10 protein-coding genes are annotated in these 13,556 nt (G+C 46.0%); 3 read left to right on the top strand and 7 right to left on the bottom strand.

The features are described 5' to 3' along the window. Positions 1-4: 4 nt before the first annotated feature. From AC07M6_RS02830 to AC07M6_RS02820, 3 genes are all read right to left on the bottom strand, one after another. A complete protein-coding gene (locus AC07M6_RS02830; protein ID WP_494887393.1) occupies positions 5-1,243 on the bottom strand; it encodes an acyltransferase family protein in 1,239 nt (412 codons plus the stop codon). 68 nt (positions 1,244-1,311) lie between these two features. Beyond that, positions 1,312-2,265 (bottom strand): tRNA modification radical SAM protein MnmL/YtqA, encoded by a 954-nt coding sequence (gene mnmL / locus AC07M6_RS02825; protein WP_494887392.1) that lies wholly within the window; start codon positions 2,263-2,265, stop codon positions 1,312-1,314. Between the two features lie 127 nt (positions 2,266-2,392). Next, positions 2,393-3,238, bottom strand: coding sequence for a CPBP family intramembrane glutamic endopeptidase (locus AC07M6_RS02820; protein ID WP_494887391.1), 846 nt, complete (start codon positions 3,236-3,238; stop codon positions 2,393-2,395). A 124-nt stretch (positions 3,239-3,362) separates the two neighbouring features. Here AC07M6_RS02820 and AC07M6_RS02815 point away from each other — a divergent pair, with 124 nt between their 5' ends. Then, the gene (locus AC07M6_RS02815) at positions 3,363-3,779 is read left to right on the top strand and encodes a helix-turn-helix transcriptional regulator (protein WP_494887389.1); all 417 of its coding nucleotides are present in this window, start codon (positions 3,363-3,365) and stop codon (positions 3,777-3,779) included. A 145-nt stretch (positions 3,780-3,924) separates the two neighbouring features. On the opposite strand, the gene AC07M6_RS02810 is transcribed toward AC07M6_RS02815, so the two are convergent. Then, positions 3,925-4,659 carry a DUF4184 family protein gene (locus AC07M6_RS02810; RefSeq protein WP_494887387.1) on the bottom strand — a complete coding sequence of 245 codons (735 nt, stop codon included), beginning with the start codon at positions 4,657-4,659 and terminating at the stop codon, positions 3,925-3,927. A 27-nt stretch (positions 4,660-4,686) separates the two neighbouring features. Continuing rightward, the gene (locus AC07M6_RS02805) at positions 4,687-5,370 is read right to left on the bottom strand and encodes a cysteine peptidase family C39 domain-containing protein (protein ID WP_494887385.1); all 684 of its coding nucleotides are present in this window, start codon (positions 5,368-5,370) and stop codon (positions 4,687-4,689) included. Between the two features lie 586 nt (positions 5,371-5,956). On the opposite strand from AC07M6_RS02805, the gene AC07M6_RS02800 reads away from it, so the two are divergent. Together AC07M6_RS02800 and AC07M6_RS02795 are read left to right on the top strand one after the other, a co-directional pair. Next, complete coding sequence (locus AC07M6_RS02800) at positions 5,957-9,364, top strand: methylmalonyl-CoA mutase family protein (RefSeq protein WP_494887384.1); 3,408 nt, start codon at positions 5,957-5,959, stop codon at positions 9,362-9,364. A gap of 191 nt (positions 9,365-9,555) precedes the next feature. After that, positions 9,556-10,092, top strand: coding sequence for a hypothetical protein (locus tag AC07M6_RS02795; protein ID WP_494887382.1), 537 nt, complete (start codon positions 9,556-9,558; stop codon positions 10,090-10,092). A 43-nt stretch (positions 10,093-10,135) separates the two neighbouring features. Here the strand turns inward: AC07M6_RS02795 and AC07M6_RS02790 are convergent, their stop codons facing one another. After that, positions 10,136-11,701 carry a hypothetical protein gene (locus AC07M6_RS02790; protein ID WP_494887380.1) on the bottom strand — a complete coding sequence of 522 codons (1,566 nt, stop codon included), beginning with the start codon at positions 11,699-11,701 and terminating at the stop codon, positions 10,136-10,138. Then, on the bottom strand, positions 11,698-13,542 hold the full coding sequence (locus tag AC07M6_RS02785) for a glycosyltransferase (RefSeq protein ID WP_494887378.1): 1,845 nt from the start codon (positions 13,540-13,542) through the stop codon (positions 11,698-11,700). Before AC07M6_RS02785 ends, AC07M6_RS02790 begins: the two co-directional genes overlap by 4 nt. Between the last annotated feature and the right edge of the window lie 14 nt (positions 13,543-13,556).

Raw genomic sequence — 13,556 nt, 5'->3', positions numbered from 1 at the left:
ACTGTCAGCCTTTTATTAACACCGATTCGTTTTCGGGGTTACGGGGTTTATTTTTTATTAAAAAATCAGACTTACGGATATAATGATTTAAAGGTTCCTCAATAAATTTAAATAAAAAAACCGATATCACATTCAAGCCAATAAAAGCATATACCAAATTCAACTGATCAAACTGGAAAGGCGAATACCAATCCTTTCCCCACTTATCATACAAAGCAAATGCCATATCGTTCAGCTGATCCCACCAGCCATGCATAAAGTTGTACATATAGCCTAAATGGATGAGGTAGAAGATATATGATGCCTTGCCCAGCAACTCTACGAAGGGCGTGGCCAGTACACTTTTCATCACCGTGTTTTCGGTCAGTAAACCATAAAAGAACAAGGCAATAGCCGTTGCTATCAGGTAATTATTCAGGATGATGCCTACCGGGTGCTGCAGGCCGGCCACCCAACCGGTGGGCACAGGCAGCGTGGCCATTATCCCCACAAAAACAAAAATAAGCAGGAAGCCTACGTAGGTATACTTTATTTTAGTGGTACGCGTGAAACCTTTATCCAGCATAATCAGCGCCAGCTTTATCCCCACAAAAAACTCGAAGCACCTTCCTAAAAAGGTATAAAGCATCATAAACGTAAAATTGCCGAAAAAGCCATACCAGTTCACATTTCTGAAGGTAAGCACCAGCACAAAGCCCAGCGCCGTAAGCGCCAGCGGCTGCACATAAAACTTTTTATACTTAGTAGCGATATAGAAAATAAAGGGGGCCGAAAAATAGAAACACTCCTCCACCGTCAGGCTCCAGCCCTGGGCAATGCCGGTATCCCACAGTTGGTAAAAAAAGCCGCGCAAAAAGAAGATATTGCCAAAGTACAATAGCACCGGACTATGGAAGCCTTTGGTGATGCTTTGATCGTGTGTGAAGTAGTAATAAACAAAGGCGCCGGTGGTAAGCAAAAAGTACATGGGATAGATGCGCGCCACCCTGTTTTTAAGGTACTGTTTAAACCAATCGGCCGTTAAATTAAAATGATTAAAATACCGGTAAGTAATTAAAAAACCCGACAGTACGAAGAAAACGGTTACCCCAATGTGGAATTCGTGGAAAAAACGTTTCGCAATTTGGGGAAATCCTTCATCAAAAACGTAATCGTAGTGGGATATAAAAACCAGGTAAGCTGCCAGGGCGCGCACGCCTGTTAACACCGGAAAGTAGTTAGATTGGCTTCGTTTATTGGTCATTGGTCCATTAATCAGTAGTCATTAGGCTTGGTATTGTCATCCAATCATTTCAAAAATAAGACCAATGATTAGCGACCAGCCACTAATGACCCCTGCACCACACCTCTCTCCAGTATCCGCTGATCGATAAAGTATTGGATCTCCGATTTTTTCATTCCCCAGTTGGGTGCGATCAGCAAATCCCAGTCGGATATGCCGAACAGCCTTTGGATCACCACATCGGGGCGCACCAGCGGCAGCAGATCGCACAAAAAGTCGGCGTATTCGGGCAAACTGAACAGCTTGAAAGGCTCGCGTTTGTATTTTACCCCCATTACCGAACCTTCTACAATATGCAGGTGGTGGAACTTTACAAACTTGATCTGCGGGAAACGGTTGATCTCGTCGGCATATTTCAGCATCATTTCCTTACTCTCGCCGGGCAGGCCGAAGATGGTATGTACGCAGATATCCAGTTTACTATCCTTCACCAGTTCCAGGGCTTTCACCAGGTCTTCGTGCGTGCAGCCGCGATTGATCTGTCCAAGAGTTTCGTTATAGATAGATTCCATCCCCATCTCCAAATCCACATCAAACCTGTCGGTATAGCTTTCCAGCAGGGCGATCTTCTCCGCGTCGATACAATCGGGACGGGTGCCTACCGATAAGCCTACGATATTCTCCGGGTCGATGCTCAGGGCCTCGTCATACATCATTTTTAAATAATGTACCGGGGCGTAAGTATTGGTATTGGGTTGGAAATAGATGATAAACTTATCGGCCTTATTGCCCTTGCGGGCGCGTTCCATACCCTGAATCACCTGCTCGCGCAGGTTAGGCGCGTTGCGCGATACCGATGGCGTAAACGAATCGACATTGCAATAGGTACAGCCGCCGTAGCCTTTACTGCCATCGCGATTGGGGCAGGTGAAGCCGCCATCCACAATTACCTTAAAAACCCGTTCGCCTTTGTATTTACGCTTTAGCCAGGGGCCATAATTGTTATAGCCCTTTTCCCACGTACCCGCTTCTGTTTCTACCATTTGCATTTGGGTACAAAGATAGCAATTTGTTGCGTCATTGGGGCATTGAGTCATTACGCTGCGCTGTCATTGGGTTAAGGCCTCACCCTACCCTTTCCAAAAGAGAGGGTTCTAAAAACAATGCTTCTCAAGTTCTCTCCTTTGGAGAGGATTTAGGTGAGGCTACCCGCCTTACATACCACCTGGTCAGCCCCAACGCTACTATCAACACCGCAATCTGCAAGCCCAACCCGATATAGCCGGTCCTGTCCATCATTGCCTGACTGGTCCCTGCCGGGTAGTCCAGTTTCCAGATGGAAGCCTTCCCTCCTTTTAAGCCCATGACATTTTGAAGGATATTGAGCGCTAAATGGATCCCGGTGGGCATGGCTATTCCGCGCGACCATAGCGCCGCCAGTCCAAATACAAAGGCCCACACAAACGGACCGGCAAACGAGGCATAAACACCCCAACCGTTCAGGATGTGGTAGGCGCCGAAGGCGATAGCCACCACAATCTGGCTGGTCCACACGCCAAATTTTTGGTTCAGCTTTACCTGAGGATACGTGCGGAAACCGATCTCTTCCATCAGCGCCAGTGGCACCAGTGTGAGGTATGGCATTAAGGACGCCCATTGGAACGCCGCCGGATTATATGTAACGGTGAGCGCGCTGAAACCCAACAGCGGAAACATCAGCAACGCAAAAATAACCGCCCCTATCAGTAAGCCATAGATAAACCGCAGCAGGGTTTTACGCTCCCACACCATCCCGATGGAGGCGAAGGGCTGCTTTTCTATTTTCATAAAAAGCCAAATAGTAATCAACCCGCCAAGGCAGCCCAGGATACCATACATCAACCGGCCTCTTAACGGCGGGAACATCATTTGCAGCATACTGCCACCAAATAGCAGCGCTATAAAAAGCAGCATAAACAACAAGCTTTTAACAAAAACCTGTACTTTAGTATGACCGGATAGGAAGGTATTTTTCATTTGGTTGCGATGTTTGATTTGCCTTTCGGCACGTAACAAAAATACTGTCCTGCAATCTAAAAAACGGCCGCCACATGTAAGTGGCGTACAAATGGCGTGCTTGCCGCCCGCTAAAACAAACACCATGGACCGCGAAAACATTAACGAAATAGCCAAACTGGTAAAGCAGCACCGCCTGGAAAAAGCCTATACCCAGCAGCAACTGTCGGATATTGCCGGTATCAGTCTGCGCTCTATCCAGCGCATTGAAAACGCCGAAGTTTTGCCGCGGCTGTATACCCTTAAAACTCTGTCCGCACATCTCGGTTTTTCGATAAATGAGGATGCCCGTGCCACCACCCAAAAGCCAGCGGCCCCGCCAGTCTTAAACCGTAACCAAAAAATAATACTCTCTATTGGAATTGCCCTGCTGCTGATTGTACTGGGAGCCGCTTTTATATTCCAGTCGCGCCGCTTTCCCGAAACGGCGTTTGAAATGTCGCTGTTTATTGCCGGGGGGATGGTGGTTTATATGGGAGTGTTGTTGAGGGTTTGGCGGTAGGGGTGATTATTTGCGGATTATAATTCCACTTAGCCCAATTAAGCGGCGACGAAAAGAAATCCCAGGCATCCGGTATAGATTGCTCACGGATTAGCAGATAAGGTCTCATGTTTAAGGGACGGTTGTGGTGGAGGGAATAATAAAATTATAATTGACTATTTACCTTTAATGGAGGTGTAGTAACAGATATTAATAATAGTCCTATAAACCCAGCTGATATGGAGGTTACAATCCAATCGCCATAAGCATGCAAACTTAAGCCTGATAATAACCGTAACCCCAATACAATGATCATAACTGTTATCAGTTTTAACCAATAATAACTGATATGATCAGCCTTCGACTGGCAGTTGCCTGGTAATTTATATATCGTCAGTAAAATAATAATAAGCCCTATAATAGTATTGCTATGTTGTAGTATTTTATATATGTAAACTTGATGATGCAATAATTCGACTGTGGCGGATAATGCCGGTATTATTCCAACGAAATATCCTCGCGGGTGGGTAAAAGCATCCCAAAGTATATGCGAAATGGCCCCTATTAAAATAGAAACACATACAACTAAAAAATATCTAAGCGAATAATCTTGCTTCCCTCTAAAAACTGAAAATCGGTTGTTTAACCAAACAGGTAAATGATCTATCAGCTTATCTTTAACTAATGTTTGATAAAAGAAAACTACAAGGAGCCCCATGGGGATATCAAACCAAAATAAACCCGGCAAAGTATGGCTGTAAACGCTGCTAACCCGCATGCGGATAAAATATTCAAAATCGGGTGTCATACTACCTACAACGAGGCCTGTGAGCGAAATCCATCGCTTAGATAAGCGACCGAAAGGTAACACTATAGCTGCATGGGCAAAAGTAAATGGCATCAGATGATAATTACAACTATTCTCCCCCTACTTAAACACCACCTTCACCGTATACAACGAAGCTGTAAGGGTCACAAAATCAGTCCAGTTAATGGTACGGTTGGCCAGGCCGGTGGGCCATGGGTCGCGCAGGGTAACGGTTTGCGGGGTAATACCGGTTTGCTGTCCGTTGGCATCAAACTTTATGTTATAGCTCATGGCGGTAACCACAAAGGCACGGCCTTCCATACCGGTAGCACCGGTACCCAATATCAGCGGGCGACCGGCCGCGAGTTCATCAAATATCACATCGGGATCCAGGACAGCCACGGCGCTGTATATTTTCGAATCCGGTCCCCAATCACGAGGGGTTGTTTTATTAACAGCAAACATCAGATCTTGTGGAGAATTAAGCGACTCTGCAGCCCTGTTGTTATTCAATTTCAACACCTGTTCCTGCGATACGTTCAGGCCATTATAATTCAGCACCATCATAAGACAGGCAGCCCAGTCGGCAGTTAATGCAGCGTTTATTGCTAACTGCAATTCTGCATCTGAGGTTGCGTTGAATGTAGGGGGCGTTCCCGCCAGAACCGCACGCTCGAACCTAAATGGCTGCGCGTAAGCCCCTACCGAAAACGTGGTGGGGTTTATCTTTTTAATATTAGCATTCTGCGCCATGGCAAGAGTGGTAAACAGACTAAATGCGATAAGGACGAAGGATCTTTTCATATATAACCTGGGCATATGGGCTACAAAGTAGTGAAATTATTTTATTTGTTTTGCCGGTTTAAGCGTCCACGCTTAAACCAACTTCTCATTAAGCGTCCACGCTTAATTTAAAATGAGCGTGGACGCTCAATCAGGACATAGTTCAAGCGTGGACGCTTGAACTGGCGGAGTACGCATGGTGCATAGCAACTCACCCGGTCTACGCTTCGCTGAACCACCCTCTCTTCGCCTGCGGGGGAAAGAGGGGATTTAGAGATCAATCAAACTTCCTGCCCTCTTTACGCGGGACACGAAGAGCGGGCCGACAAGTGAAACGATGTTGAGGGTGAGTATACACCAAGCGTAGAAACCCCTCCCTGCCACAACACAGTCCACCGCACCCCTCCCAGGGGAGGGAACTAAAATCTCTGCGCAAAACCAATGACCTAATGACAGCGCAGCGTAATGACCCAATGACGCGAAGCTAATGACCCAATGACAGCGCAGCGTAATGACCCAATGACGCGAAGCAAACTATTATGCACGCATAGCTTTATGCTTCGGTTATTTTAATTAATTTTGCTGACTACCAATTGCACTGCACTAAATGGAGACTATCGCACCGTACCAATCCAAATATAAGATCAGGTTTGTAACTGCCGCCTCGCTTTTCGACGGGCACGATGCTACCATTAACATTATGCGCCGCATTTTGCAAAGCACCGGCGCCGAGGTAATACACCTGGGCCACAACCGCAGTGTGGATGAAGTGGTGAACTGCGCCATACAGGAAGATGTGCAGGGCATTGCCCTCACCAGCTACCAGGGCGGCCATATCGAGTACTTTAAATACATGCACGACCTGCTGCGCGAACGCGGGGCAGGCCATATCAAGATCTTCGGCGGCGGCGGCGGGGTGATCCTCCCGCAGGAGATAGACGAGCTGATGGCCTACGGCATTGCCCGCATCTATTCGCCCGATGACGGCCGTAAAATGGGTCTTCAGGGGATGATCAACGACATGATGCAGCAATGTGATTTTGAAACCCGCACTAAACTAAATGGCGAACTAAAGCACCTGCCCGAAAAAGACCCAATGGCGCTGGCTGCCCTCATATCTTTAGCCGAGAACCATCCTGAACAATACGATACTGTAAAACTATATCCCTCTAAAAGCCAATCGGTTATATTAGGCATCACCGGTACAGGCGGCGCGGGCAAATCGTCACTGGTGGATGAGATCGTCCGGAGGTTTCTGACAGAAACCGGCTCGCCTGATGAGCAGACCGGCAAAACGCTGGCCATTATCTCTGTCGACCCCAGTAAGCGGAAAACCGGCGGCGCCCTGTTAGGCGATCGCATCCGCATGAATGCCATTAATAATCCCCGTGTGTATATGCGGTCGCTGGCTACCAGGCAGGCTAATCTGGCGCTGAGCAAGTACGTGCAGGAGTCGATAGATATTTGCAAGGCGGCGGGCTATGACCTGATCATTGTAGAAACATCGGGCATCGGGCAATCAGACACCATGATCACCGATTATTGCGATGTTTCCATGTACGTGATGACCCCCGAATTTGGCGCGGCTACCCAGCTGGAAAAGATAGATATGCTGGATTTTGCCGATATGGTTGCCATCAATAAATCCGACAAACGTGGCGCATTGGATGCCATCCGCGATGTGCGCAAGCAGTATAAGCGTAACCATCAGTTGTTCACGGCTGATGATAGTAGTCTGCCCGTGTTTGCCACCATGGCCTCGCAGTTTAACGATCCGGGGATGAATACCCTGTTTGCCCGGTTAATGCAGTTAATAAAAGATAAAACCGGTGTTGATTTTAACACCAGCGGCGAACATCACGAAGAAGAATCGGAAAAGATCTACATCATTCCGCCCGACCGTACCCGCTACCTGGCCGAGATTGCCGAGAGCAGCACGGCATATAATCAATGGGTGGATGACCAGTGTAAGGTGGCGCAGCAATTGTTCCAGTTAAAGGGTACATTAAACCTGTTGGAAGGACACACCCCTAACCCCTCTCAAGAGGGGAAATCAACTGCGGACGGTGTGGTTGCACATTTACAAACATTACAATCCACGCTGGAAGCTAAACTGCACCCCGAGTGCAAAGCCCTCCTGCAAAAATGGCCGGACGTGGTTAAACAATACAAGGCCGATGATTTTATTTATCACGTACGCGGGAAAGAGATCAGGCTGCCCTTAACTACAACCTCGCTGTCGCAACTGCGCATTCCTAAGATCTCGTTACCGAGATACGAAGCCTGGGGCGATATCCTGCGCTGGCTGCTGACCGAGAACCTGCCGGGCGAGTTTCCATACACCGCGGGTGTATTCCCACTAAAACGCGAAGGCGAAGACCCAACCCGCATGTTTGCCGGCGAGGGCGGCCCCGAACGCACCAATAAACGTTTCCATTATGTATCTCTGGGTCAGCCGGCTATACGGTTGTCCACCGCTTTTGATTCGGTTACACTTTATGGCGAAGACCCGCATATCCGTCCTGATATTTATGGTAAAATAGGTAATTCGGGGGTTAGCATCGCTACGTTGGATGATGCTAAGAAGCTATATTCAGGTTTCGATCTGTGTCATGCCAGCACTTCGGTATCTATGACCATCAACGGCCCCGCTCCTATGCTGCTGGGTTTTTTTATGAACGCGGCTATCGATCAGCAATGCGAAAAATACATTATTGAAAACAAGCTGGAGCATTTGGTTGAAGCTAAGTTTAAGGAATTGTATGATGATAAGGGTTTGACAAGGCCCCATTATGACGGTGCTTTACCTGAGGGGAATAATGGCCTTGGCCTGATGCTTTTAGGCCTAACCGGCGATCAGGTGCTCCCACCCGATGTTTACGAAAAAATAAAAGCCTACGCTATTGCATCTGTACGTGGCACGGTTCAGGCCGATATATTAAAGGAAGACCAGGCGCAAAACACCTGCATCTTCAGTACCGAATTTGCCTTGCGGATGATGGGCGATATGCAGCAGTATTTTATCGATAAAAAGGTGCGCAATTTTTATTCGGTATCCATATCCGGCTATCATATTGCCGAGGCGGGCGCTAACCCGATCACTCAACTGGCCTTTACCTTAAGTAACGGCTTCACTTACGTGGAATATTACCTGAGCCGGGGCATGCATATTGATGACTTTGCGCCTAACCTATCGTTCTTTTTCAGCAACGGTATCGATCCGGAATATGCCGTGATTGGTCGCGTTGCCCGTCGCATTTGGGCTAAGGCCATGAAGAATAAATACAAGGGCGGCGAGCGGTCGCAAAAGTTGAAATACCATATCCAAACCAGCGGGCGGTCACTACATGCGCAGGAGATCGACTTTAACGATATCCGCACTACCCTACAGGCTTTGTATGCCATTTACGATAATTGTAACTCACTGCATACCAACGCTTACGATGAAGCTATCACCACCCCTACCGAAGAATCGGTACGCCGGGCCATGGCCATTCAACTCATCATTAACCGCGAATTAGGTCTGGCTAAGAATGAAAATCCGCTGCAAGGCGCTTTCATTATAGAAGAACTAACCGACCTGGTGGAAGAAGCCGTATTAACCGAATTTAAGCGCATTAACGACCGTGGCGGCGTGCTGGGCGCTATGGAAACCATGTACCAGCGTGGAAAGATCCAGGAGGAATCGCTTTACTATGAGACCCTGAAGCATACCGGCGAGTTCCCCATCATCGGCGTAAATACCTTCCTTAATAAAAAAGGATCGCCAACGGTTACGCCATCCGAAGTGATCCGCGCTACGGAAGAAGAGAAGCAATTCCAGATCATGGCCCTAAGCAATTTCCAGCAACGCAATAAAGATAAAGCACCACAATTACTACATGAATTACAGCATAAAGCCATAGCCGGCGAGAATATCTTCAGCAGTTTGATGGAGGCCTGTAAGTATTGCTCGTTAGGGCAAATATCGCATGCGCTTTACCAGGTGGGTGGGCAGTACCGGCGGAATATGTAGCCCCCGGCCCCCTAAAGGGGAGTTGGTATTTACTTTTTGTCATTCTGAACTATAGTGAAGAATCTAACATACGCAGATCAGACTTGCTTTCCGGACTTGCATCGCTTGGGATTCTTCGCTCTCGCCCAGAATGACAATGCCATTTTTGCAAAACTCTTGCTTCTTTAATCCCGATTTTCTATCCTTGTTTTATGCAGGATAAAGTTATAACCGTCCCCTTTAACCGTCAGGCTTATATGAACAACCAACAGGTGGTTTGGGAGTTGATGTACAAGGAGGTTTCGCCGAGTTATTACATTTATATCGCGGCAACGGCCATAGTACTTACTATCGGTTTAATACTTGATTTAAAGGGCGGCTTACCGCTTACAACCGTGGTTGGCATCGGCATGCTGATATCTATCCTGTTACGGTTTAGGCATGTACGCATTGTGCGGCGTAATTTTTGGCGCCGGGCCGAAATGATGGCCGATAAATACGAAAATGAACTGGGCGATTACACCTACCTCTTTACCGATCAGGGCCTTACCTACCGGGATAACCAGTCTATCATTGAGGAAGACTGGGAGCTTTTTGAACCGCTTACCATCCACAAGCTCGATACCCTTTTATTGTACCTCAAAGCCAAAGAACCGGTACATTATATCATATCTAAAGAAGAAGTTGGCGAAGCTAATTATTATGCCATTACCTCCATATTGTTAGAAAAGTGCCCCCCTGCCCCCTAAAGGGGGAGTAATAAAAAACTCCCCCTTTAGGGGGCAGGGGGGCTTAATGCTGCTCTATCTTATACAGGATCCAATAATCGGTTTCAAACTTTTTTTCCATATAAAGCCTGTTATCCGCGTTACGCAATATTTGCAGATACTTGGGCGTAAGCTGGGTATAGCCATTTGCAGGGTTCTTATCGCTGGCTACCAAAATATAGCTGGCGTATTTACCGGGGTTTTCTACCGCGCTTACAAAGTTTACCTGGTAAGGCATAATTAAGCCTTGTATTTGATTAATAAAAGCAGCAATGGGATAGGCCACCGCATCGTCTAACAAAACCTTGGGGTTACCGGGCAGCGCATTAATATAATTGGCAATATCCTGGTTGTCCGCCTGCCCTTCCGGCACTTCTTTTTTCAGCAGCACGTTGATAAAACTCTGTTCCTCTTTAATGTACGATTTGTCGAGGAAGGCATACCCGGTATAAATTTGCAGGGCAACAATTAATATCAATGCAATTTTGAAGTTGGTTTGATTTTTTACGGTATTAGCTCTTATGATAATGCAAAGCAGCGCCAGTATTAAAAATATAAGGTAATACTGCTGGGTTAAATACACTTTATCATATTTTATCCTTAAAAACTCCACAAAAGCAAACGGAGTGATCAATGTTAGTATCTGATGCGTTTTTTGACGAAAAAGATAGATAGCCACCAATATCAGCGGGCAAAACATGATCACCCTTAACGATATAATAATAGAGGTTTCGGGCAATTTATGGTGCGTGGAGGTATCCCGTAAAATGTTATAATCTATTTTTTCGGCCAATACGCTCCAGGTGGCATAAGGGCTGTCAATAAAATAGTTCAGATCGGCCGCGTGGGTAAGGTTCAGCATTTTATATATCATTACCGATACCAGCGGCAATATAAATATGATGATATACAACGCGAAAGTTTTATTGATCAGTTTACGGCGTAACGAGGGGTTATTAAAACTGGTGAACAGCCTGAAAATGGATTCTTTTTCGCTCAGGTTTAAGCTTTGTATAGATATGGATAATACCAGCGGCAAAAAGAATAAGGTAAGCCAGATAAAACGGTAATCGCAAAACACCAGCACTACCAGGCAAATACTGGCTATGGATACGTGGAAAGTGGTATTTGAAGTGTAAAACTTAAAAATGTTTAAATAAAACATAAAGAAAAACACCAGCACCATATAAATAGACTTGCCCGAACAAGCCGCGTACAGCATACCGGGATGCAACATAAAAACGGCCAGCAGCAGCATGATATAAAAATCGTCCTGCACTTTTTTCATCAGGGTGTTGGCCATTACGTTAAATAGCAGCCCGATACCTACCGCCGATGCCAGGATAGGCGCCAGGTTATAACTGATGGCCGTAAATAAAAATGTGCCGTAAAAAGGAAACATGGGCGATGTTAAACCCATCACCTTCAGGCGGTCGCCCAGGCCTTCAAAAACTATTTTTGATTTTTCAACATAAAACAGCGATTCCTGGTTAAAATAACCCTGGCTATTTAAATACAACGCACAAATAACATAGTATACAATTAATACTATGGTGATAACGAGTAAAAAAACGGCTTTAGAAATTCTCATTTAACAACATTTGTGGGGTTATTCACCTTACTTAAGCCATGGTTGGTTTTTTCCCAGTAAAAAGGATTTACTACCAGTTGCCATAACCCTTTATAGGCCGATACTGAATGCATTAACCAGTAAATAGGGTTGGCTATTGCAAATAGGATCAGTTCATAATACCGCCGTTTAAACACGGCCATCATATTTACATATATCATCAGGATATTACCTACCATCAGGTTAAAAATAGACATGAACAATACCCAGTCGGGGAAAATTTCGCGGATGCTTTCCAAATCAAAAACCACGTAGGCTATAAATACACTTAACAATACCGGATAAACCAAAAAGGTTATAGGCGTAGCGCCAATAAAGAAGTTAAAGCCCAGGAAACCGCGCCAGCCCACTTTTTTAAGCAATTTGCGGGGATTACGCATATGCACCAGGTACGTTTGCATATAACCCTTTATCCAGCGCGAGCGTTGACGGATCCAGTTAAAAAAGTCGTTATTAGCTTCCTCGTAAGTGGTTGAATTAATAATGGCTACTTTATACCCTTTGGAGTAAGCCCTTAAGCCCAAATCGGCATCTTCGGTTACGTTAAACGGATCCCAGGCGCCCAACTCTATCAGGTTAGCCATTTTAAAGTGGTTACTGGTCCCCCCCAGCGGGATAGGGATATCCAGGGTATCTAAACCGGGCAGCATATAATCAAACCAGTACGAGTATTCCAGCGTAAACATGCGGGTCAGGAAATTCTCGCCGCGGTTAAAATAGTTCAGCGCGCTTTGTACGCAAATATAGTTTGATGGCAGCTTGTTAAACAGGGCCACTACTTTTTTCAGCTGATCGGTATCGGGGATATCCTCGGCATCGTAAATGGTCAGGTATTTGCCGCGCGAAAAGTGCAGGCCGTAGTTACAAGCCTTAGGCTTGGTTTTAGGCATGTGGAACGGTACAACAATCACCTCAAAAATAGCCGGGAAATCCAGGTCGCGTACAGCGTTCAGGGTTTTATCGTCGTCTTCCTCAATAATAAGTTTGATATCCAGCTTTTCACGCGGATAATCCAGACTTTGCAGGTTCCATATCAGTTTTTTGATCAGCTTATCTTCTTTATAAACCGGCAAATGGATGGTATAAACCGGCAGGTCTTCATCCTTTACTTCCCTAACCTCCTCGCGGGTAACGGCCTGAAATAACTCAAACCGCGAGCCCACCAGTGCCAGGAAAAGCTTAAATACAATGGCCAGCAAAAAGAACGAGCTAAGCACAATGTTGATAATAATGGATACCGTTTTAAAACTCAAAAACAAGCCGATAACCGTTGCCGCCAGTAAGCTGAATATAAATATCAGCTGCGGCGCTGTGAAGGTAATAATGGCCGAGTTTGCGGGATCGCGGTTAAGCAGTTCGAATACGGCCGATTTTACATATTTATCGCCCAGCAGTTTATGGCTATACCATATAATATCCAGGTCGGAAGCTACGATCACCTCGGGTTCCTTATCATAAGTAAACCTGATAAAATCAAGGAAAAGCTCGTTAGATGGGTCGGCCATGAGGGTTACCACCTTATTATTCTCTATCCGCAGGGGAATAGCCAGGTGCTCGTCGGCAAACTTCAGGTCAATTTTATTCAATACATCCTGGTCAAACGCTTCCTGCCTTATTTTTTGGTAAGGGTAGCCGGCATTGATCATAGAGCGCTCGTAATTTTTGCGCGATATATAACCAAAGTTAAGCGCTACTTTAATAAAGCATTGGCCTACGCTTTTTGATATTTCAAAAATCTTTTCCCTGTCATTTGGCGTGATAAATTTATCGTTAACCAAAACTTCGGGGATAGCTAAACTCATTTTGCGGATCAATA

This window comes from Mucilaginibacter sp. GW821-FHT07H05, assembly GCF_059418485.1.
This window is presented reverse-complemented; position numbering and strand designations above follow the sequence as displayed.

Excerpts from the sequence above, each read along its gene's own strand:
- AC07M6_RS02810 (WP_494887387.1), bottom strand. The coding sequence starts at position 4,659 with ATGCCATTTACTTTTGCCCATGCAGCTATAGTGTTACCTTTCGGTCGC.
- AC07M6_RS02785 (WP_494887378.1), bottom strand. The coding sequence starts at position 13,542 with ATGAGTTTAGCTATCCCCGAAGTTTTGGTTAACGATAAATTTATCACG.
- mnmL (WP_494887392.1), bottom strand. The coding sequence starts at position 2,265 with ATGGTAGAAACAGAAGCGGGTACGTGGGAAAAGGGCTATAACAATTAT.
- AC07M6_RS02815 (WP_494887389.1), top strand. The coding sequence starts at position 3,363 with ATGGACCGCGAAAACATTAACGAAATAGCCAAACTGGTAAAGCAGCAC.
- AC07M6_RS02800 (WP_494887384.1), top strand. The coding sequence starts at position 5,957 with ATGGAGACTATCGCACCGTACCAATCCAAATATAAGATCAGGTTTGTA.
- AC07M6_RS02790 (WP_494887380.1), bottom strand. The coding sequence starts at position 11,701 with ATGAGAATTTCTAAAGCCGTTTTTTTACTCGTTATCACCATAGTATTA.
- AC07M6_RS02805 (WP_494887385.1), bottom strand. The coding sequence starts at position 5,370 with ATGAAAAGATCCTTCGTCCTTATCGCATTTAGTCTGTTTACCACTCTT.
- AC07M6_RS02830 (WP_494887393.1), bottom strand. The coding sequence starts at position 1,243 with ATGACCAATAAACGAAGCCAATCTAACTACTTTCCGGTGTTAACAGGC.
- AC07M6_RS02795 (WP_494887382.1), top strand. The coding sequence starts at position 9,556 with ATGCAGGATAAAGTTATAACCGTCCCCTTTAACCGTCAGGCTTATATG.
- AC07M6_RS02820 (WP_494887391.1), bottom strand. The coding sequence starts at position 3,238 with ATGAAAAATACCTTCCTATCCGGTCATACTAAAGTACAGGTTTTTGTT.